Origin of the sequence: Denitrobaculum tricleocarpae (assembly GCF_007004665.1) — a bacterium.
Lineage (GTDB): Bacteria > Pseudomonadota > Alphaproteobacteria > Kiloniellales > Kiloniellaceae > Denitrobaculum > Denitrobaculum tricleocarpae.
In genome coordinates, this window is record NZ_ML660053.1 from 619,011 (window position 1) to 640,591 (window position 21,581).

Sequence of the window (21,581 nt, forward strand, 5' to 3'; positions counted from 1 at the left end):
AATGCTATGTCTCAAGTCCAGAATAAATCAGTGCGCGAAGCCGCGCGGGATGTGCCGGTGGTCGCACAGTCCGATGTCATCGTGGTCGGCGGTGGCGCGGCGGGCCTCACGGCGGCAGTCTCGGCGGCGCGGAACGGCTGTTCCGTGACCCTGCTGGAGCGCTACCACCACCTAGGTGGTATGGCCTCCGGCGGCATGGTGCTGGTCCTGGACGATATGGTCAACGGTTACGAAATCACCGTGACCGGGATCGTCTCGGAATTCGTCGATCGGATGGCGAAGCAGAATGGTGCTGTTTTCCCACCGCCTGAAGACTGCCGCCAGGACTGGGAGATGTGGCGCAAGTGGTCCCGCTGGGGCGTCCATAACTTCCATGTCCAGGAACACCCGCAGCCGATCATCCACGCCGTCGCCTTTGACCCCGATGCCTGGAAACGGGTTTCGCTGGACCTCGCCCGGGAGGCCGAAATCAATCTGCGCCTGCACAGCTGGTTCTCCGACACCCTTGTTGAGGACGGTAAGGTCAAGGGTGTGATCTGCCAGACCAAAACCGGACGGCAGGCGATCCTGGGTGATATCGTGATCGATGCGACCGGCGATCTGGATGTGACGGCTGCCGCGGGCGCGGACTTTACCCAGGGGCAATACATCGTCACCACTGTGTTCCGTCTCTCGAATGTCGATACCGACGAGGCCGAGCGCTTTCAGTACGAAGAGCCGGAAGCCTTCAAGAAGCTCGACCGACAGGCCCGGCGTCTGATTGGCGGGGCCTGGGAAATGTGGTGGCTCAAGACGCCCATACCCGGCGTGGTCTGGTGCAACTGCCCGCACATGCCTGGTTACGACGGCATGTCGGTCGAGGACCTGACCAAGGCGGAGTATGAAGGCCGCGAACGTATCATGCGGCTCTACGAGTACGCCCGCGAAAACCTGCCAGGCTTCCAGAATTCGAATTTGCTGGGCACGGCGGAGCAGATCGGCGTGCGCCAGACCCGCCAGTTGCGCGGCGAGTATGTCGTCACCAAAGACGACATCGTCAGCCGACGGCATTTTGCCGATACGGTCTGCCGGGGCAGGGACTACTACACGCCGTACCGGGCTTTGCTGCCGCGTGGCCTGGACAACCTCATCGTTGCCGGGCGGCATTATTCGGCGGAGCCTGACGCCCAGCGCATGTCGCGGGAAATCCCACCCTGCATGGTGCAGGGCGAAGCTGCCGGCGTGGCCTCCGCCCTGGCACTGAACGCAAATTCTGCGCTTCGGGATGTAGATCCGAAAGCCATCCAGAAACAGATGCGCGCGCAGGGGGCCGACCCCGGTGATGTGCCTTCGGACAATGCCCTGGTTCTTGAGCCGGCGGAATAGCCTGCGGCTTGCAGCCTGTGTCTTTTCACTCAGTTCGGAAAAAGAGGATCCTATGTCCAGTAACAGCAATCTGCCCCTCGACGGTGTTCGGATTGTCGACTTTACCCAGGTCATGCTGGGGCCCTGCGCGACCCAGATGCTCGCCGACTTCGGCGCCGACGTGATCAAGATCGAACGGCCCGGATCCGGTGAGCTCTCCCGGAATTTCTTTGGCGGTACCAGCGAGGCAGACCGAAACAACCCGGTCTTTTGCAGCCTGAACCGAAACAAGCGCTCGGTGACCCTCGACACGCGCCAGGAGAGCGCGAAGGAAGCGGTTTATGAACTGGTGCGCAGGTCGGACGTGGTCGTGAACAACTTCCGGCCCGGCGTGATGGACCGTATGGGCTTCGGCTACGAAAAGCTGCGCGAGATCAATCCGCGCATCATCTTCGCGTCCGGCACAGGCTTCGGTCCCACCGGTCCCTACGCCCACAAAGGCGGGCAGGATGTACTTTCCCAGGCCCTGACCGGTGTGATGGAACGCCGTGCCGACGACGATACGCCGCGCACGATTTACGCTACGGCACTCTGCGACTACACGGCCGGTATGCATCTGGTCCAGGGGGTCCTGGCGGCTTTGCTGGCCCGGGAGAAGACCGGGCGCGGGCAGGAGGTCTCGGTGTCTCTCTACGATTCCATGCTTGCGATGCAGATGCAGGAAGCGTCGCATCTCATGACCACGGATCAGGAATTGAACTGGGCCGCCATGCCGCTCAGCGGTGTTTTCGAGACGACCGACGGTGCGCTGGTTCTGGTTGGTGCCTTTAAGGCCAATCCTCTGCAGGATATTTGCAGGGCGCTGGGGATCGAGGACCTCTCAGAGATCTATCCCGATCTCCCAGCACAGCGCGCAGGGAAGGTGGAACTTCAGCGGCGTTTCCGGGAAGGCTTTGCTGCCAATACGACGGAGCACTGGATCGCGAGGCTTGAAGAACAGGACCTGCTCTGCGCCGAAGTGCGGCCTTTGGGCAAGGCGCTGACCGACCCGCAGACAATCGAGAACGGGATGCTGGAAAGCTATGACCATCCGCTGCACGGTGAAACCCGCGTCATCGCCTCTCCGGTACATCTCTCCGAAGCGCCTTTCATCGTGCGGCGTCCGCCGCCGCGCATTGGTGAACACACTGCCGAGATTTTAGCGGAACTGGGCCTTGGCGAAGAGCGCGAGGAAGCCGCTGTCAGCGATGCCATGGCAAGCAAGCCTCAGGCTTTGGGAGCTGCATGATGCCGGTGGATTTCGAGATTCGGGATCAGGTCGCCTGCGTGACCATCAACAGGCCGGACCGGATGAACGCAGTTGATGCCGAGACGGAGGACCGCCTCGAGGAAATCTGGCTTGAGATCGAGGGAAATGCCGATCTGCGCTGTGCGGTTCTAACGGGCGCGGGTGACCGGGCCTTTAGCGCTGGCGCCGACATGAAGTCGTCAAACGCTGCCAGCGGTTTGGAGTATTGGGGCCATGCTCGGCCCAATGGTTTCGGCGGTATCTCGCTGCGCGACAGCCTGAATATCCCGGTCATCGCACGCGTCAACGGCTTTGCCATGGGCGGCGGCTTTGAAATGGTTCTCGGGAGCGACATCGTGATCGCGGTCGAGACGGCAAAGTTCGCCTTGCCTGAATCCCGGGTCGGCCGCCTGCCGCTGGATGGCGGGATGGTGCTCTTGCCCCGGCTGATCCCGCAGAAAATCGCTATGGGATATCTGCTGACCGGGCGTCGAATGTCAGCCTCAGAGGCGGCGGACCTTGGCTTGGTGAATGAAGTTGTGTCTGCAGAAGATCTTGATGATGCCGTGGAGCGCACCGTGGCGGACATCAAGGCCTGCGCGCCGCTTTCGGTGAAGGCGATCAAGCATACGGTCAAAAAGACGGCGCAGCTCCATCCCCGTGACGCCCAGGCATTGCGCACGCCGGCCCTTGTAGCCGCGCTGCAGTCCAAGGACAGCGATGAGGGTGTACAAGCTTTCCTGGAGAAGCGCGACCCGGTCTGGAGCGGGACCTAAGGCCGATGAAACGGGTGTTCGAGATCGATAGCCTGGGAGGTACCGCATGACTTTCATCATTTCCCAGGCTTGCGTGGATATCAAAGACGGTGCCTGTACCGAGGTCTGTCCGGTCGATTGTATCTACGAGGGCGGGCGGATGTTCTACATCCACCCGGACGAATGCGTGAATTGCGGGCTCTGCGAATCGATCTGTCCGGTCGACGCGATCCGGGACGAGTTCGATGCCGAACCTACCGAGGCCGCCTACATTGTCATCAATAAAGAGTTCTTCGAAGACAAGGTGACGGGGTGGGGGTCGCCGCAGGGCTGGAACCACGAATACCAGACCGACCAGGATCATCCCGTCGTGGCGGCACTTCCACCGCAGCAGGCCAGCAGCGACCCACCCGCAATCGTCAAGCTGGCCGACCTGGTCAAATGAAGTGCGCGACCAATTTGCTCACTCTTCCCTGAACGCCCGGCTGAGTTGATCCTCGAAGGGTTTCACCAGATAGCTGAGCGCGCTGCGGGCGCCGGTTTGAATGAAGACTTCCGCCGGCATGCCGGGACTGAGTTTCAATGCATCCAGACGCGCCAGTTCCGCTTCACTCAGACGCAGTCGGGCCAGGAAATACTGGTCGCCACTGCGTTCGTCCTCGCTCAGGTCCGCCGCGACTGAATAGAGCGTTGCATCGAGCTGTGGCGTAGTGCGCTGATTAAAGGCCGTAAAGTGAATGACGGCGTGCTGACCGGATTGTACTTGATCGATATCGGCCGGTGCGACCCGTGCTTCGACGATCAGAGCGTCGTCCTGGGGCACAATCTGCATAAGCGCCTCACCCGGAGTGATCACGCCGCCACGGGTGTGAATGGCGAGTTGGTGAACGGCGCCTGACTGAGGCGCCTGGATTTCCAGGCGGCGCAACTGGTCCAATGCGGCAACCCTGCGCTCGGCAAGTTCGGCGAGTTCCGCCTCGACGGCGCGCAGTTCCCCCAGAACCGTCTCACGGAATTCCTTGTCGAGCTGCAGAACCTGCAACTGAGTCTCGCTGATCCGTCCTTCGGTGCGGGCGATCTCCGCGGTGAGTTGCCCGTGCTCGCCCTGGACTTTCGCGGCTTCGCGTTCCAACGCCATGTATTGGGTGACGGGCACCAGCTTCTTTTCCCTCAGGCCGCTCAGCAGCTCGAGCTCTTTCTCCGTCAGCGCGATCTCCCGCGCTTTTGCAGTGCGCTGTGCCGTGAGACCGGCGATCTCGTCGTGTGTCTGCGTGATTCGTTCCTGTAGCTGCTCACGCTGACCGGAGAGGGTCGCCAAGCGCGCCTGGAAGAGTTTGCGCTCACCTTCCAGGCTGTCGAACTCACCGTTCGCCTGTGCTTGTTTTTGAAGACTTTCAGGAAAAACCAGCTCCGTTTTATCATCACGTTCAGCGATCAGACGGCTGCGCCGGGTTTCCAGCTCATTCATCTGCTTTGTAATGATGGCGAGGTTCGCTTTCGTGGCGGTGCCATCCAGACGCACCAGAAGGTCGCCTGCCTCGACCCGGTCCCCGTCACGCACCGCGATCTCTCCGACGATGCCACCCTCGGCATGCTGGACCAGTTTGCTGTTGGATTCGACCACAACCTTGCCCGACGCAATGACCGCACTGGATATGGATGCGAGCGCCGACCAGCCGCCGACACCGCCAATCAGGACCGTCGTGACCGCGAGGCCAATGAGAAGATGGCGGCGCAATGAAGATCTGGTGTGCTGTCCGGTTGGCGGCGCATCGAAAGGGCCGGCGCGAAGGTTGGCGGGATCGAGGGTTCTGTATCCCTCAAGCAGGCTCTGCGGCAATGTTCAAGGCTCCCTTGCTGGCGGACGTCTTCGCGGTGGCGTTCCTGATTTTTGGCGGCTTGTGGGGTGAGTTGGCCTGTGCCAGGACTTCCTCCTTGCGGCCGAAGGCCTGTTGGCGCCCGTCTTTCAGGACCAGAAGATGATCCACGGCGGCGATCGCGCTCGGCCGGTGGGCCACGACGATGACGATTGAGCCCTTCTTGAGCATTGTGCTGATCGCGTCCGTCAGCGCCAGTTCACCCTCGGCATCCAGATTGGCATTGGGTTCGTCCAGCACGACGAGGAAGGGAAGGCCGTAGAGTGCGCGCGCCAGGCCGACGCGTTGGCGCTGCCCGGCCGACAGGATTGAGCCGGCATCGCCGATACTGGTGTCGTATCCTTCCGGCAGTTTCAGGACCATATCGTGAATGCCTGCCAGCCGGGCCGCCTCAATGACGTCTTCTGCGTTGCGGGCCGGATCGAAACGCGCAATGTTTTCCGCAATCGTGCCGTCGAAGAGATCCACCGCCTGCGGCAGATAGCCGATGTAGCGGCCAAGCTTGAGCGGATCCCATTGGTCGAGCGCCGCGCCGTCCAGGCAGATCTTGCCCATGATGCTCGGCCAGACTCCGACCATGCAGCGGGCAAGGCTTGACTTACCGCTGGCGCTGGGACCGATGATGCCGAGACCTTCGCCCGCTTGTAACGAAAAACCGATCCGTTCGATGGCGGTTTTGGAACTGCCGGGCGGGACGACGGTCACGCTGGTGAGGTCCAGGCTTTTCCTGGGGCGGGGAAGGTCTGTTCTCGTGGTTGGAGGCGGCCCGCTGAGAGTCGTTTTGAGCCGGTTGGCGCTCTGGCGCGCCGCGATGAAGCCGCGCCAGTGCGCGACCGCCAGTTCGATCGGCGCCAGAGCCCGCGACATGATGATGGAGCCTGCGATGATGGTGCCGGGCGAAACCTCCTGCATGACCGCGAGCCAGGCCCCGGCGGCCAGAATGACCGATTGCATCAGCAGGCGGATCGAGCGGGTGGCGGCGGAGAGCACGCTGGCCCGGTCGCTGGCTTTGCCCTGAAGCTGGAGGTAGCGGTCATTGATGCCGCCCCAAATGTTCCCCAGTTGAGCGCTCATCCCCATGGCATGAACGGCTTCGCTGTTGCGCCGACAGCTGGCGGCCACGGCATTGCGCCGGTTCGCCAGGCTTGCCGCCTGACGCAAAGGTTTCCGGTTTACCGCTTCACTCATGACCGCGAGCAGGAGCAATAGGGCAGCGCCCGCCGTGGCGATAAACCCAAGGAAAGGATGGAACAGAAAAATCACTCCCAGATAGAGCGGGATCCAGGGCATGTCGAAGATCGCCAGCGGTCCCTGGCTCGATAGAAATTGCCGCAGGTTGTCCAGGTCGCGGATCGGCGCCGTGGACTCGCCCTTCTGCCCCTGGCGCAGGGGTAGAGCGAGAACTGCCTTAAAGACACTGGGCGAGAGTTCTTCGTCCAGGCGGCGGCCGACGCGGATCAGAACCCGGGAGCGCAGCAGCTCAAAGAGACTGAAAAAGAAATACAGCAGAGTGACCAGGGCGAGCAGGGCGGCAAGTGTCGGCAGGCTGCTGCTCGTCAGCACCCGGTCATAGACCTGCATCATGAAGAGCGGACCGGTCAGCATCAGAATGTTGATGATGCAACTGAAGAGGCCGATACCGATAAACGCGCCGCGGCAGGTTCGCAGCGCGGCGCGGATCAAATTGCGTTCACTTCCGCCGCCATCCCGCGGGCTTGCGTCGGGCGCAGTGGTTTTATGAGAAGACATTTGGAATCAAATCTCCGGACCGGTGACGGATTGCAGTGGCCGGGTTACCCCGGCCACCACATCCCATCGGCGAAAAGCGGATGGGAATGACGAAACTGCTGACCAGACCAGTCGCTCAGGCCACCATCAGATCGTCATTGAAGCAGTTGCCGCCGGTGGACGAGTCCACAACTGCATCCTCGGCGACGGGCGTCTCGTCACCCGGCATCTCGGCAGTGGGTACTTCGGCGGAGGGATCGGACATGCCGTCATCCTCGTCCGGTTCGTCGATGGTTTCCTCCGCCTTGAACTCGATCGAGAGATCCGCGAACTCGATCGTTTCGACATCGAACAACACCTTGGTCGAATCGGCACCCAGCAAGAGGACACCGTTGTTCGGCAGTAGCATGAAGTTGTAGTCGTCAAAGCTGCTTTCCGTCTCGAAGCGGTCGTTCCCAGCCGCGCCCAGGATGATCTGATCGTTCTCCATGTCCATGAAGACATCATCACCTTCCGTACCGGTGGATACAGCCGGCCCCGCGGCCAGATCAGGCTCTTCGGTATCGGGATCTTCAGCAGTCGGTTCCTCGGCATCGGGATCCTCGGCGGTTGGTTCTTCTGCGTCCGGATCTTCCGCTGTCGGCTCGTCCGTGTCTGGATCTTCGGCAGTGGGCTCCTCTGCGTCGGGGTCTTCGACGGTCGGTTCGTCCGTATCGGGATCTTCAGCCGTCGGCTCCTCTGCGTCCGGGTCTTCCGCTGTCGGCTCGTCCGTATCGGGATCTTCGGCATCAGGATCTTCTGCCGTTGGCTCTTCCATATCCGGATCTTCGGTGGTTGGGTCTTCGCCCGGCGTATCGTCGTTGTCAGCAACAACAGGGCTTTCCAGGTCGGTATTGATGTCGACCTTGACGTTGCCGCCCGCGATCGTGACCTGTTTCTCAACCACACCGTTGATGCCTTCGCCGGAAAAGCGGACGGTATAGTCTCCGTCTTCCAGGGCGATCTGGTAGCCACCGGCCTCCCAGGTCGAGGTGTCCACGCTATTGCCTTCGGAATCGATAATCTCGATGTCGACACCGCCGAGACCTTCCCCGACGTCGTAGAAATTGTCGCCATCGTTGTCGTCGAAAGCGACACCGGTCAGGAAGCTCTGGCCGTCATCCGAAAAAGCCTGCGTATAAAGAAACGCGTTACTGAACTGTTCCCAGTCACCGGTCGCGCCGCCGATACCGGCCTCACTCCAGTTCTCATTCATGATGTTAGCGAGATGCCCAGGCGAGCGCAGCAGCGCGCCGTGCCGTTCTTCGACGACGTCCTGCTCGTTGACGTTGCTGCCGGAGGAAAACCAGCCGGCGATATTCTCGCCGACACCGCCGCCATCCCATCCGGCAGCATCCGCGCGCTGCGTCGGGTTGGAGCCGCCGGCACCGGTATGGGAGAAGGTATCGGTGTTCTCCATCCACTCGGAATGGCCGCGGGCGGCTTCCAGCAGGTCCTCGTTCATGGCGAGAGGCTCGAGCGCGGAATCAGGAATGTTGCCAAGACTGAAGCCGTACTTCTCAGCTGCCGCTCCAGGGTCGGCACGCGCCTGATTTACCAGTTCGAGCATGTATTGTTCAAAAGCTGTTGGTGTGGCCATCGTGTATATATTTCCTTTTTTCTTGGAGAATATTACATGTGCTCAAGAAATGAGCAGGGCCGAGTATGATCTGAAATACGGCAGGAATTTGGCATATCGGGGTTAAGGAAATGTCATTTCCATGTCTCGAGATGCCACAGCGAAAGAGAGTTTGTTTGTCTAAAAACGTATATTTTATAAGGCATTTTCAGCTGATAATCGTAAATTCAAATGTCTGGGACGGACCCTGAGCTGTATCGTCTCTGGCTTTGCCCGATCCAGGTTGAACCTGTTTCCTACCATGGTCTGTAGGTTTGTCTTAAAGTAAAACATTCAAGCGTTTTAGGGGTAAAAATTTATTAAAATCAATTAGTAAAGATCGTTTCTTCAACTCGGGAAAGTATTTAGCGAGCAATTTTTTATGTGAAGATTATAGTCATCGCAAGTTAAGCTTGTCCAACAAGCGCTGCCGCTTATTGAGCCACCAGCCGAACTGAGGTTTCCAGAAGCCGTAATCCTTGTCTTCGCCCAGCGACCGCGCGGCGTGAAGTGTCCAATTTGGGTTGTCCAACAGCTCGCGCGCGAGCGCCACCATGTCCACAGTTCCGTCTGCGATGGCTGCTTGGGCAACTTCCGGATCCCAAAGGAAACCGACACCCATCGCGGCAATCCCGGTTTCGCGTTTGACCTGTGCGGCAAGCGGCAATTGGAAGCCTTGCGCCAGGGCCATGCGGCGCGGTTTGAAGCTGTCGTTGTGACCGGCGCCGATGCCGCCCGTCGAGCAGTCGACCATGTCCACGCCATTCTCTTTCAGACCCTTGGCGAGCGCGATGCTGTCCTCGACTTCCCAGCCGCCATCGACCCAGTCGGTCGTGGAAATCCGAAAGGAGAGGACTTTACCCTCCGGCCAGGTCTCGCGGATGGCGCGGGCGGTTTCCAGGGCGAAGCGCATGCGGTTTTCCCGCTCGCCGCCATAGGCGTCCGTACGCTTGTTGGTTACGGGGGAGTAAAACTGATGACCCAGAAAGCCGTGCGCCGCGTAAACCTCGATCACCTCGTAACCGGCCTGATCGGCCCGCCGTGCACTGTCTCTGAAGGCAGCGAGCACGTCATCGATATCGGACTGGGTCATCTCGGTGGGCGTATGCCAGTTCTCGCCGTAGGGCACCGCGGAGGGGCCGATGGTTTCCCAGGGGGCTTCGCCGCGCAACGCAACGTCTTCCTCGGTCACCGGCGTTTCCCCGTGCCAGGGCCGCCGCTCGCTTGCCTTGCGTCCGGCATGGCCAAGCTGAACACCCGGGACCGCGCCCTGTTCCTTCAGGAAGCGGGCAATCCGGGCCATCCCTTCGATCTGCCCGTTTTCCCAGAGTCCCAGGTCGCCGTGGGTGCGCCGCCCTCTATCCTCAACTGCGGTGGCTTCGGTAAAAACCAGTCCCGCGCCACCCAAGGCGAACCGGCCAAGGTGCACCAGATGCCAGTCATTGGCGTAACCATCCTTTGACAGATACTGACTCATCGGCGAGACGGCGATTCGGTTCGGGAAGGTAACGTCGCGCAGGGTAAAGGGTGTAAAGAGCGGCATGTTTGATCCTGAAGTGAAGAAGACGATGGTCTAGCGGCGCAAACTCTATCTTGGCGCCCGGACAATCGCCAGACTGCCGGGCATCACATCTTCGCGCGCAGGCTTCACGTGGCTATGAGTTATTCGCGCATTTGGCTGGGCCCTGGGTGCTGAAAGCGGCTGAGGCTTAGTCGAGAATCCGGCCCAGGCGCACAGCCGTCTGTCCGCGCCAGAGCCGCATGGAGGGCATGACGAGGAAACATTTGTCGTAGGGCGTGAGGATCTCCTCGCCGCCATCGTGTGCCAGCAGCGTGCCCTTTTCCGGGATGATCTCACCGCCGGTAAAGGGGCGTGCAAAGGTAAAGTCATTCTCGCTTTGGACCGTGATAGCCTGGGTGACTTCCACGAAGGTCTGTTTTGGGGTGGCTCCGCGCGCAAGGTCGCCGCCGAAGTCATCTGAGACAGTGCCTTGACTGCGCAGCATTCGCAGGCTCGATTCGATGGCTAGATCGCCCGCGGCCTTTTCCCAATGCTGACCGCATTCGATCAGAACTGCGTTCTTGGGGCTGTCCGGATCGGAGAATCCGGCATAGTCGCGCAGGCGGACTCCGGCAGCATGACCTTGATCGCTGATGACGATCTCCGGCACGCCCACCTGACGGGCGAGGTCGCGTCCTTTCGCGCGCATGCCGGCCATCATGAAGGGCGGGCTGGGGCGCTGCATGGAGTGAATGTCGAGCAGGATGTCGACGGAATCCATGAAGGGCCGGATCTCTCGCGCGCGGCGGAGTTCACTGCTGTCGCGGTCACCGGTCAGAACCTCGTCCGACCAAAGCCGGTTGAAGTCCTCATCCGCCCAGCGTGTGGCGTTGGGGTCTTGCGGGTCGAAACGGCTGTAAGCGTCGATATTGATGAACCCGAGGGAGAGGCGGCCTGCGACCGGGCGGACGTCTTCGCGTAGCAGCCAGTCCAGGGCAATCGCGCCGCAGATTTCGTTGCCATGCACCAGGGCCGAAATCATCACATGTGGCCCAGGAACGCCGCTGTCGAACGACCAGATGTAAGGCGTGCCGCTATTTCCGGCGGCATAGGGCGTGATATCCGGCGCCGTCAGTTCTACCGGATATTCATTTGGAATTTCGATGGCACCGGCGGTTGGCGAAGCGGACATAAAAGAGTCTCCTGCGTTGTCTGATTTTTTTATCGGTATCTTGGTCAGGCCAGCCAGTTCGGGCCACCCGATCACTTCGAGCAAGCCGCGACCAGCCGGTCGAGAAAGGCATCGCAGGCCGCGAGCTGCGCGATCTCCACGAATTCATTCGGCTTGTGTGCCTGCGCAATATGGCCGGGACCGCAAATCGCGGTGGGAATCTCCGCCTCGGAAAAGAGGCCGGCTTCCGTGCCGTAAGCGACTTTCGTGTGGTGGTTTTTTCCGGCGAGAGACTTGACCAGGCCGATCAAATCCGAATCCGGCGGGGTTTCCAGCCCCGGAAAACCCGAGATTGCCTCGAAATGGATCGAGGTCTCGGGCGCGATCGCGTGCATCTCTACTTCGAGAACCTCTTGCGCGTAGGCCTTCACTTCCTCAACCAGGGCATCGACATCCACAGCGGGCAGGGCGCGAAATTCAAAATCAAAGCTGCAGAGTTCCGGCACGATATTGAGCTGCGTGCCACCGTTGAAAACCCCGGTATGAGCGGTGGTGTGCGCAACATCGAAGTCCGGATCGAGAGGGCCCTCGCGGCGCAGGCGCTCGCCGATCTCGCGGATGAAAACGACCAGGCGCGCGGCATATTCGACTGCGTTGACTGCCAGGGGCGCGAGGGAAGAGTGGGCCGCTTTGCCGTTAACGGTGACCCGCAGGGAGCGTTTGGTCTTATGAGCGACCACAACCTCCATGCCTGTCGGCTCGCCAACGATGCAGGCAGAGGGGCGCGGGGAAGCGTCTTTTAATTCCGCGATCAGGCTCCGCACGCCCAGGCAGCCGACTTCCTCGTCGTAGGAAAAGGCGAGATGCACAGGCCGCGTCAGCCCGGCCTGCGTCAGCTCCGGAACCTTGGCCAGCACAGCTGCGAGAAAACCCTTCATATCGGACGACCCGCGCCCGTAGAGTCTGTCATCGCGCGCTGTCAGGACGAAGGGGTCTGTGTGCCAGTCCTGACCGTCCACAGGCACGACGTCCGTGTGGCCAGAGAGGATGATGCCCCCGTCGACGGCGGGGCCGATTGTGGCCCAGAGGTTTGCCTTGGTGCCGTCTTCGTTGTCGATGCGCCGGGACTCGACGCCAAGTGTGTGGAGATAGCGCTCAACCCACTCAATGAGAGCGAGATTGGAGTCCCGGCTGGTGGTGTCGAACCCGACCAGAGCCTCTAGACAGGCGATCGTCCGCCCGCGGCTGCTTGTGCCGATGACACTCTCGACTGATGGGACGGTTGGGCGGCTGGTCGGGGCGTTCATGCGGGTTCCCAGAGGTTGCTTTTAGGAGTGGAGAGGCGGATGTGCCGCATAAAGTCCCGCGCTGTGACCGAGGGCGGGCGACGCGCCGAGACGGCAAAGCTGGTCCGGTAGGCGATTTCCGGCTGAAAGGGACGAACGACAATATCTTCGTCGGGGCCGCTGATCAGCGGAAAGGGATTGGTCAGCGTGACACCGAGACCGTTACGTACGAACTCGCAGGCCGCGACCGAGGTCGCCGTCTCGACGACGATTCGCGGTGACACGCCGGCCTCGGCAAAAAGCTGGTCCAGCTTCGACCGGGCCGCGTGGCGGCGGGTCAGGGCGACAAAGTCCACGCCGTCGAAATGTTCAGGCCGCAAGACATCGTGTTTTGTAAGCTCGTGGCCCTTGGGCAGGATAAAGACGCCCTTGGAAAGCCGGTACGGGATCAGCTTCAGGCCTGCACGGGTCATGTCTGCGCCGGTCAGGCCGAGATCGAAGCGTTCGTCCATGATTCCGCCGATCAGGTCATCCGAAGTGCAGATTTCCAGACTCACGATCCGGTCCGGGTTGGCCTTCAGAAAGCTGGAGACACTGCGAACCAGGAAGCGGTGGGCGAGTGTCGGCGGCGCGGCGACCCGCAGGGGATGCTGAGGCGAGCTCTTCCAGTGGGCACCGTCGATGCTGGAAAGCGCATCGAATAGCGGGTCCAGGTTTTCATTCAGTGCAAGCGCTTCTGCCGTCGGTTGCATTCTGCCTTGCTCGCGCACGAAAAGCATTTGGCCGATCCGCCCTTCAAGCTGGGAGACCGATCGGCTGACGGCGGATTGCGAGATGCCGAGACGTCGCGCAGCGGCGGTCGTCGAGCCGGCGGAAATGACCGCGCGCAGGGTCTCGAATTCTCTCAGACTGTGCCAGTTTTTGCGCATTCCTTCATCCCTACACCACCCGGCTGACCGGCAACAAGCCGACAGCTTGTCATGGGGGTATGAGTAAATTGCATAAAGTTTTTAGTTCCTCATGCAGAAACTAATCGATAGCATTTCGAAAGCAATCGGTGTCGCCTGCAAGCAGTTTTTGCGGACGCCCGGGTTTCTAGACAAGCCGGCTACGGCACAATGGACCCGAATAACGGGTCGAAACAGTGACTTGACGTTACAGGGAGAGTCTTTGATGAGGAATTTTACCACAAGCGTGGGCTGCGCCTGCGCGGCTGTTGCCTTGATGGTGGGGGCGGCGACGTCTGTGTCTGCCGACAGCCTGACCATTGGCATTTCAGCCGAAGCGACCTCGGTCGATCCGCACTTTCATAACCTGACACCCAACAACCAGATCGCGACCCATATCTTTGGCGGTCTGGTCAATCAGGACAGCAAACAGACCCTTTTGCCGGGGCTGGCGGTGTCCTGGAAGCCTGTGGATGACCTGACCTGGGAGTTCAAGCTTCGTGAGGGCGTCAAGTTCCACGACGGCACCGACTTTAATGCTGACGATGTGGTCTGCAGCTTCACGCGGGCACCCGATGTTCCGAACTCGCCGTCGAGCTTCGGCACCTACACCAAGGGCAAAACGGTCGTGAAGATCGATGATATGACCGTTCATATCAAAACCGAACAGCCTTATCCGGTGATGGCCAACGATGTGTCGCTGATCCATATCGTAAGCAACGAGAAGGGCTGCAACGGCACAACGGAACAGTTCAATAACGGCGAAGTTACGGTCGGAACTGGGCCGTACAAATTTGTGTCCTACACGCCTGGCGAAAAGATCGTCCTGACCGGGAACCCGGACTACTGGGGTAACAAACCCGACTTCTCCGACGTGACGCTGCGTCCGATCAAATCCAGCCCGTCACGTGTCGCGGCGCTGCTGGCCGGTGATGTCGACATGATCGATGGCGTGCCGACCGCGGATCTCGCGACCCTGAAGCAGAACGATGACCTGCAGATCAGTGAAGGCATCTCGAACCGGGTGATTTATCTGCACCTGGATCACTTCCGTGACGATTCGCCTTTCGTGAAAGCCGCGGATGGTGGGCCGATCAAAAATCCGCTTCGCAATGCCAAGGTGCGCAAGGCGATGTCCATGGCGATCAGCCGCGAGGCAATCGCGGAGCGCGTGATGGAAGGTCAGGCCATTCCCGCCGGCCAGTTGCTGCCCGAGGGCTTTTTCGGCGTTTCCGAAAAACTGAAGCCGGTTGAATACGATGCCAAGGGCGCCAAAGCTCTGCTGGAAGAAGCCGGTTATCCGGATGGTTTTCAGCTGCGCATCCATGGTCCCAACGACCGCTATATCAACGATGCGAAAATCGCCGAAGCGATTGCGCAGATGCTGACCCGGGTTGGCATTAAGACCGATGTGGAGACCATGCCCCGCTCGGTCTACTTCAAGCGGGCGTCGCGTGGCAGCCCGGAAGGCTTGCCTGAGTTTTCCTTCGTGCTGGTTGGCTGGGGAGCCGGCTCCGGTGAAGCGTCTTCGCCCTTGCGTGCGCTTCTGCACACTTACGACAAGGACCGGGGCTTCGGGGCTTCCAATCGTGGCCGCTACTCCAATCCGGAAGTCGATAAGCTGATCGAAGAAGCTCTGGCGACCGTGGACGACGACAAGCGTCAGGACCTGCTGGCCACCGCAACGGAAATCGCCATTGAAGACGGCGGCATCATTCCCGTGCACTACCAGGTCAACGCCTGGGCTGCGAAGAAAGGTATTTCCTATCGGGCCCGGACTGACGAGCAAACACGCGCTTACGACGTGTTTAAGGACTAAGAACACTGGGGCGACAGGTAGTCGCCCCGTTTTCTGCGGCTGTGGCTGGTGCCCTGCTCGTCTTAGCCGTGTTGTGCAGCAGCAAGGCAGCCGTTTCATCCGACGCCAAAAGCAGGTGGAAAAACAAACAGTAAAAGCCTGATCTTGATGTTCTGAATTGGCTTTGTGAGCCCTAGAGTCTGATTGTCTCCAGTGATGTGGTGCAAGCTCTAGCCGGCGGAGAGGTTTCTCATGTCAGAGTTTATGATTCGCCGGTTTTTCCAGAGCGCAATCGTAATTCTCGCCATGTCTGCCATCGTGTTTTTCGGGGTAAATGTCGTCGGCGATCCGGTCGACATGCTGATCAATCCGGAAGCCGATCAGGCGGATATCGAGGCAACGATCCGGGCCCTTGGCCTGGATCGTCCCATCGGCGAACAATACCTGTTTTTTCTGAAGGGCATCTGGGTCGGCGACTTCGGCAAGTCCTTCATTTTCGGTCAACCTGCGCTTCAGCTCATCTTGCAGCGCATGCCCGCGACCATGGAATTGGCCTTTGCGGCGCTGTTCCTCTCGATCGTGATCGGCATTCCGCTGGGACTCTTCGCCGGACTGCGGCCGGAAAGCCGGGTCTCGAAAGGCATCATGGCCGGCTCGATCATGGGCTTCTCGCTGCCCACCTTCTGGGTCGGGCTGATGATGATTATTATTTTTGCGGTGGAGCTTGGCTGGCTGCCCTCGACCGGGCGCGGCGATACCGCGACCTTTCTGGGGATTACCTCCAGCCTCTTTACCCTCGATGGTTTGTCCCACATATGCCTGCCCGCGTTTAATCTGGCGCTGCTCAAGATTTCACTGGTTATCCGGCTCACCCGTGCCGGCACGCGCGAGGCCGTGCATCAGGACTACATCAAGTTTGCCCGGGCCAAGGGGCTCTCTGACCGGCGCATCATCGGCGTGCATCTGCTGAAAAACATCTTGATCCCGGTGGTGACCGTGATCGGTCTGGAATTCGGCAGTCTGATCGCCTTCTCCGTCGTGACCGAGACCATTTTTGCCTGGCCGGGTATGGGCAAGCTCTTGATCGAATCGATCCTCGTCCTGGATCGTCCCGTCATCGTTGCCTATCTGATGATTATCGTGGCGCTCTTCGTCTTCATTAATCTGGCGGTCGACATTGTCTATTCCCTGCTCGACCCGCGGGTACGTCTCAGGGATCAAGGCGCATGAGCAGCGAAGCCACATCTAACATCACGGGTGCTGACGGCGATCCTCAGATTGCGGCTGAACTGGCCGAGACAGGCCTGATCGTCGAGACTCCCTTCAAGCGATTCGTCTCGGAGTTCCTCGAGAGCCGTGTCGCCATGGGCGCACTTCTGACCCTGGCGGCAATCGTCCTTGCCGCGATTCTCGCGCCATTTATTACACCGCAAAACCCTTACGATCTGGGGCAGGTCGATATTATGGATGGGCGGCTTCCGCCGGGCTCCGAAGCCTTTGCCGAATACACCATGTGGCTGGGATCCGATGGGGCAGGGCGCGATCTCTTTTCCGCAATCCTTTATGGTCTTCGCATTTCGCTCGCGGTCGGTGTGACCTCAGGTCTGATTGCGATTGCGATCGGCATGTCAGTTGGGCTCCTGGCGGCCTACGTGGGCGGCCGGGTTGAAGCCTTCATCATGCGGATCGTCGATCTTCAGCTTTCCTTTCCCGCCGCCCTGGTCGCCCTGATGCTGGTGGCGCTGTTGGGCAAGGGGATCGACAAGATCATCCTGGCGCTGGTGGTGGCTCAGTGGGCCTACTACGCCAGAACCGTGCGTGGCTCGGCGCTGGTAGAGCGCAGTAAGGAGTATGTCGAGGCCGCGGCTTCACTCGGACTTTCGCATGCCCGTATCATGTTCCGGCACATCCTGCCCAACTGCCTCGCGCCTCTGATCGTCGTCGGCACTATTCAGACTGCCCATGCGATCGCCCTGGAGGCGACGCTCTCGTTCCTGGGTGTCGGCTTGCCACAGACCGAACCCTCACTTGGCGTGCTGATCGCCAACGGCTTTGAATACATGCTGTCAGGCAAATATTGGATAAGTGTCTTCCCCGGCGTGGCGCTGCTGATCACCATCGTTTCGATCAATCTGGTGGGCGATCAGCTGCGTGACGTTCTGAACCCGAGGCTGAAGCGATGACGGCGGTTGATGGCACAATGGAAAAGCTTGAGGGGCAGCTTAACGGCGAGGACGCTCCCACGCTCGTGGTGGAGAATCTCAAAACCCATTTCTTCACCCGTATCGGCGCGGTCAAGGCGGTCGACGATGTAAGTTTTTCGGTCCAAGCCGGTGAGATCCTGGGGCTGGCGGGAGAGTCCGGCTCCGGAAAGTCGATCACCGGCTTTTCTATTCTGGGCCTGATCGATCCGCCGGGCAGGGTGGTATCCGGTGCGATCCGCTTTAAGGGTGAGGATCTGGTCACAGCCTCTCCGGAGCGGTTGCGGGGACTGCGCGGCAACCGCATCGCCATGATCTTCCAGGATCCCATGATGACCCTGAATCCGGTGCTTCGGGTCGATACTCAGATGATTGAGGCGATCCAGGCCCACCGCAAGATGGACCGGAAGGCAGCCCGGCAACGTGCCTATGACGCGCTCGAGATGGTCGGAATTCCCTCACCGGGTGAGCGTCTGAATGCCTATCCGCATCAGCTGTCGGGGGGCATGCGGCAACGCGTGGCGATCGCGATCGCCTTTCTGAATGAGCCGGATCTGATCATTGCCGACGAACCGACCACGGCGCTGGACGTCACCATCCAGGCACAGATCCTTCACGAGGCCCAAGCCCTCTGCAAACGAACCGGGACAGCCATGATCTGGATTACCCATGACCTGGCCGTCGTGGCCGGTTTGGCAGACCGGATTGCCGTCATGTATGCCGGGCGGATCGTGGAGACCGGCGAGACCGATGATGTGATCGACCGGCCTTTGCATCCTTACTCCGTTGGGCTTCTGGGCTCCGTACCTTCCGCGAACAAACGGGGTGAGCGCCTGAACCAGATTCCGGGTATGACGCCCAATCTTATCGGACTGCCGCCGGGCTGTGCCTTCAAGGCCCGCTGCCCGCGCGCCAGTGAGCTCTGCAATACGACGCCGGACGTGTCCGAGCTGATACCGGGACGCAAGATCCGATGTCACCACCCGCACCTCGAGGAGGCTGCGCAATGACCGATCACGCAACCTCCGCTGCGCCACTGATTGAAATCAAGGGTGTTAGCAAACGCTTCGTCAAGCGGCTCGATTTCGCCGGAAAACTGGCCCGGCGCCTCGGGGCCGGCTTGGAAGAAGAGACCGTACATGCGGTTGACGGGGTTGATCTCTCGATCGCGCAGGGTGAGGTCGTCGGCCTGGTAGGAGAATCAGGTTGCGGCAAGTCGACTTTGGGCCGGATGGTCGCCGGGATTATGCCACCAAGCGACGGCGCCATTCTCTACAAGGGGCGCGATATCGCCTCGCTGAGCGGTGACGACAAGCTGGAGGCGACCTTTGCCGTTCAGATGATTTTCCAGGATCCTTTCTCCAGCCTCAATCCCCGTATGCGCGTCGAGGATATTATCGGCGAAGCGCCGGTGGTGCATGGCCTGGTGTCCAGCCGGAACAAATCTGACTATGTGGATGAAGTCCTGACCAAAGTCGGACTGGACCCTGAATTGAAACGGCGCTATCCGCATCAGTTTTCCGGCGGTCAGCGGCAGCGCATCGGCATTGCCCGCGCTTTGGCGGTTAAGCCGAAATTCCTGGTCTGCGACGAGGCGATTGCCGCGCTGGACGTCTCGATTCAGGCTCAGGTTATCAACCTTTTCATGGATTTACGTGAAGAGTTTGATCTGACGTATCTCTTTATCAGTCACGATCTCTCGGTGGTCGAGCATATCTCGGAGCGCGTGGTGATCATGTATCTGGGCCGGGTCGTGGAAGCCGCTCAGGCCGATGCCTTGTTCGCCGCACCCAATCATCCCTATGCCCAGGCTTTGCTCTCGGAAGTGCCGCGCCTTGATCAGCGCAAGCGGGATTTCCAACCGATCAAGGGTGAGATACCGTCGCCTCTCGATCCGCCGCCCGGGTGTCACTTTCACCCTCGCTGCCCGCAGGCCTTTGAGGCCTGTTCGGCCGCGCGGCCATTGCTGAAAACCATCGCGCCGGACCGGATCTCGGCCTGTCATCTCAATGATTGAGACAACGCCCGCTCTATCCCACTTCACCTGAATGAGTTACCGTGACTGACCAGATCGTCCTCGAAGCCCCGCGTGCCGAGCCTCTCCCACTCATCTTTGACAGCCCGCACTCCGGGACCAGTTATCCCGATGACTTCGATCACGTGCTTGATCGGATCGTCCTGCGGCGTTCGGAAGATGCCTTTATTGACGAACTTTACGATCACGTGCCGGACCAGGGCGCGACCCTTCTGCATGCCTTGTTTCCGCGCTCTTACATCGATCCCAACCGCAACCTGCTGGACATTGACCCGGCGATGATCGCGGGCGGTTGGCCGGGCGAAGTGAGACCCTCTTTCAAGCTCGACAACGGCGTCGGCCTGATCTGGCGCCAGGTCAAAACCTTCGGACGGATCTACGACCGTCTCCTGACCCGCGAAGAGGTCCAGGCGCGGATTGACCGCTGCTGGCAACCTTACCATTCTGCCCTATCGGATCTCTTTGAACGGTTTCACGCCCAGCATGGCTTTATCTATCACGTCGATTGCCACTCCATGCCGGAGTGGGGAGACGAGACCACCGAAGACGGCGCCGTGCGCCGCGCGGATTTCGTGCTGGGCGACCGGGATGGAACCACCTGTGAGCCGGAATTCTCCGCTTTGATCGCCGAAACGCTGCGGGCGGAAGGCTATTCCGTTGTGTTCAACGATCCCTATAAAGGTGTAGAGCTGGTTCAGCGCTATTCCAATATGGCCACGGATCGGCATTCCATTCAGGTGGAGATCAATCGTGCGCTCTATATGAACGAGGACGATATCACGCGAAACGCGCGCTTCGATCAGCTCAAACAGTCTCTCAAGAAGATGACCCAAGTCCTTGCGGATTATGTCACTGCGCGGATTTCCTGAGCTCCTGTTTGGGTCAAGTGTTAGGTGAGATTCTGTGGAACAGGAACACGCGGAGGGATAGATGAAGTTAAGGAGACTACTAACGGCGCTTGTCTTAAGTGGCCTCCCGGTTGGCACCCTGTGGGCCGCGGATATCATTGAAATCTCCCGCGACGACATCTGCGTTTCGGACCTCAAGGGCGAGGGACACCTGAGCGGTGGTATCCCGACCGGGGGGATCGCCGAGACGGTCTCAATGATTCTCTGTGACGGTTCCGCCGCGCGATTGACGCTCGTGAACGGAAAACCCGAGCTGAGCGATGTCGTTCAAAACGCCGTTCCCGTGCCGCGCGTCGAACCGGTAAAGATGCTCCCGGACAGTGAGATAACCTATGGAGAGAACGACATCCGTTCCGCCTGGCTGACCGGACCGACTCGTCGTTACGCGCACGCCATTCTCGGTGACGCCATTGAGGCCACCGGGATTGCTGTGATCTCCCTTATGGGCGAAGAGATCCTTTTCGAAGTCGGGCCTGAGTCGGTTTTCGAGGATTTGCGCGTCCGGCTTGTCGATCTGAACGGCGATGACAAAGATGAGTTGATCGTCATCCGCAGCTACCTGGACGCCGGGGCTGCCCTGGCGGTTTACGGTTTGGTGAACGGAAAGATCGCTCCCATGGGTGAAACCCCCGCGATCGGTGTGTCCAATCGCTGGCTGAACCCCGCAGGCGCTGCTGATTTCGACGGTGATGGTGATATCGAGATTGCCTATGTTGAAACCCCGCATATCGGCGGCACCTTGCGCTTTTTCTCGCTGAAGCCGGAGGGGCTTGTGGAAGAAGAGGCGCTGCAGGGGTTCTCCAATCACGCAATCGGAAGCCGGGAGCTCGATCTTGGCGCAGTGGTCGACTGGAACCGTGACGGCGTTCTTGATCTTGCGATTCCCGATGCGTCGCGCAGCCGGTTGCAGGTCGTCAGCTTGGCCGCGGGGGAGGCGAAGGTGCTGGCCAGCCTGCCGCAGGACGGCGGGCGTCACAGTGCTCGCATTACGACCGCGGTGATTGTCAGTGACCTGGATGGCGATGGCATGCCGGAGCTTTTCTACGGTTTGAGTGACGGCAGCCTGGTGATGATGAAACCATAAG

18 protein-coding genes are annotated in these 21,581 nt (G+C 60.0%); 11 read left to right on the forward strand and 7 right to left on the reverse strand.

Annotated features, from left to right (window positions below):
- Nucleotides 1-6 precede the first annotated feature (6 nt).
- The 4 genes from FKG95_RS07715 to fdxA are packed head-to-tail and all read left to right on the forward strand — an operon-like array spanning nucleotide 7 to nucleotide 3,832.
- Nucleotides 7-1,365 carry an FAD-dependent oxidoreductase gene (locus tag FKG95_RS07715; RefSeq protein ID WP_142895735.1) on the forward strand — a complete coding sequence of 453 codons (1,359 nt, stop codon included), beginning with the start codon at nucleotides 7-9 and terminating at the stop codon, nucleotides 1,363-1,365.
- 52 nt (nucleotides 1,366-1,417) lie between these two features.
- Nucleotides 1,418-2,632 (forward strand): CaiB/BaiF CoA transferase family protein, encoded by a 1,215-nt coding sequence (locus FKG95_RS07720; protein WP_142895736.1) that lies wholly within the window; start codon nucleotides 1,418-1,420, stop codon nucleotides 2,630-2,632.
- Nucleotides 2,629-3,408 carry an enoyl-CoA hydratase-related protein gene (locus tag FKG95_RS07725; RefSeq protein ID WP_218940106.1) on the forward strand — a complete coding sequence of 260 codons (780 nt, stop codon included), beginning with the start codon at nucleotides 2,629-2,631 and terminating at the stop codon, nucleotides 3,406-3,408. Before FKG95_RS07720 ends, FKG95_RS07725 begins: the two co-directional genes overlap by 4 nt.
- A gap of 46 nt (nucleotides 3,409-3,454) precedes the next feature.
- Nucleotides 3,455-3,832 (forward strand): ferredoxin, encoded by a 378-nt coding sequence (gene fdxA / locus FKG95_RS07730; protein ID WP_142895737.1) that lies wholly within the window; start codon nucleotides 3,455-3,457, stop codon nucleotides 3,830-3,832.
- 18 nt (nucleotides 3,833-3,850) lie between these two features.
- Here fdxA and FKG95_RS07735 read toward each other — a convergent pair whose 3' ends face one another.
- The 7 genes from FKG95_RS07735 to FKG95_RS07765 all read right to left on the reverse strand — a co-directional run bounded on the left by FKG95_RS07735 (nucleotide 3,851) and on the right by FKG95_RS07765 (nucleotide 13,536).
- Nucleotides 3,851-5,227, reverse strand: a complete 1,377-nt coding sequence (locus FKG95_RS07735; RefSeq protein ID WP_218940107.1) for an HlyD family type I secretion periplasmic adaptor subunit — start codon at nucleotides 5,225-5,227, stop codon at nucleotides 3,851-3,853.
- The gene (locus FKG95_RS07740) at nucleotides 5,208-7,013 is read right to left on the reverse strand and encodes a type I secretion system permease/ATPase (protein ID WP_142895738.1); all 1,806 of its coding nucleotides are present in this window, start codon (nucleotides 7,011-7,013) and stop codon (nucleotides 5,208-5,210) included. The genes FKG95_RS07735 and FKG95_RS07740 overlap by 20 nt, the downstream gene beginning before the upstream one ends.
- A 115-nt stretch (nucleotides 7,014-7,128) precedes the next feature.
- On the reverse strand, nucleotides 7,129-8,631 hold the full coding sequence (locus FKG95_RS07745) for a CAP domain-containing protein (protein ID WP_142895739.1): 1,503 nt from the start codon (nucleotides 8,629-8,631) through the stop codon (nucleotides 7,129-7,131).
- A 415-nt stretch (nucleotides 8,632-9,046) separates the two neighbouring features.
- The gene (locus FKG95_RS07750) at nucleotides 9,047-10,192 is read right to left on the reverse strand and encodes an NADH:flavin oxidoreductase/NADH oxidase (protein ID WP_142895740.1); all 1,146 of its coding nucleotides are present in this window, start codon (nucleotides 10,190-10,192) and stop codon (nucleotides 9,047-9,049) included.
- 166 nt (nucleotides 10,193-10,358) lie between these two features.
- Nucleotides 10,359-11,342 carry a M14 family metallopeptidase gene (locus FKG95_RS07755; RefSeq protein ID WP_142895741.1) on the reverse strand — a complete coding sequence of 328 codons (984 nt, stop codon included), beginning with the start codon at nucleotides 11,340-11,342 and terminating at the stop codon, nucleotides 10,359-10,361.
- A gap of 71 nt (nucleotides 11,343-11,413) precedes the next feature.
- Nucleotides 11,414-12,628, reverse strand: a complete 1,215-nt coding sequence (gene argE / locus FKG95_RS07760; RefSeq protein ID WP_142895742.1) for an acetylornithine deacetylase — start codon at nucleotides 12,626-12,628, stop codon at nucleotides 11,414-11,416.
- On the reverse strand, nucleotides 12,625-13,536 hold the full coding sequence (locus FKG95_RS07765; protein ID WP_142895743.1) for a LysR substrate-binding domain-containing protein: 912 nt from the start codon (nucleotides 13,534-13,536) through the stop codon (nucleotides 12,625-12,627). Before FKG95_RS07765 ends, argE begins: the two co-directional genes overlap by 4 nt.
- A gap of 244 nt (nucleotides 13,537-13,780) precedes the next feature.
- Between FKG95_RS07765 and FKG95_RS07770 the strand changes: the two genes are divergently transcribed.
- The 7 genes from FKG95_RS07770 to FKG95_RS07800 all read left to right on the forward strand — a co-directional run bounded on the left by FKG95_RS07770 (nucleotide 13,781) and on the right by FKG95_RS07800 (nucleotide 21,580).
- Complete coding sequence (locus FKG95_RS07770; RefSeq protein ID WP_142895744.1) at nucleotides 13,781-15,373, forward strand: ABC transporter substrate-binding protein; 1,593 nt, start codon at nucleotides 13,781-13,783, stop codon at nucleotides 15,371-15,373.
- 231 nt (nucleotides 15,374-15,604) lie between these two features.
- The gene (locus FKG95_RS07775) at nucleotides 15,605-16,582 is read left to right on the forward strand and encodes an ABC transporter permease (RefSeq protein ID WP_142895745.1); all 978 of its coding nucleotides are present in this window, start codon (nucleotides 15,605-15,607) and stop codon (nucleotides 16,580-16,582) included.
- Nucleotides 16,579-17,535, forward strand: a complete 957-nt coding sequence (locus tag FKG95_RS07780; protein WP_142895746.1) for an ABC transporter permease — start codon at nucleotides 16,579-16,581, stop codon at nucleotides 17,533-17,535. Before FKG95_RS07775 ends, FKG95_RS07780 begins: the two co-directional genes overlap by 4 nt.
- Nucleotides 17,532-18,563 carry an ABC transporter ATP-binding protein gene (locus tag FKG95_RS07785; RefSeq protein ID WP_246116718.1) on the forward strand — a complete coding sequence of 344 codons (1,032 nt, stop codon included), beginning with the start codon at nucleotides 17,532-17,534 and terminating at the stop codon, nucleotides 18,561-18,563. The genes FKG95_RS07780 and FKG95_RS07785 overlap by 4 nt, the downstream gene beginning before the upstream one ends.
- Nucleotides 18,560-19,570, forward strand: a complete 1,011-nt coding sequence (locus FKG95_RS07790) for an ABC transporter ATP-binding protein (protein WP_142895747.1) — start codon at nucleotides 18,560-18,562, stop codon at nucleotides 19,568-19,570. The genes FKG95_RS07785 and FKG95_RS07790 overlap by 4 nt, the downstream gene beginning before the upstream one ends.
- Before the next feature lie 41 nt (nucleotides 19,571-19,611).
- Nucleotides 19,612-20,457 (forward strand): N-formylglutamate amidohydrolase, encoded by an 846-nt coding sequence (locus FKG95_RS07795; protein ID WP_142895748.1) that lies wholly within the window; start codon nucleotides 19,612-19,614, stop codon nucleotides 20,455-20,457.
- A gap of 61 nt (nucleotides 20,458-20,518) precedes the next feature.
- The gene (locus FKG95_RS07800) at nucleotides 20,519-21,580 is read left to right on the forward strand and encodes an FG-GAP repeat domain-containing protein (RefSeq protein WP_142895749.1); all 1,062 of its coding nucleotides are present in this window, start codon (nucleotides 20,519-20,521) and stop codon (nucleotides 21,578-21,580) included.
- Nucleotide 21,581: the final 1 nt, after the last annotated feature.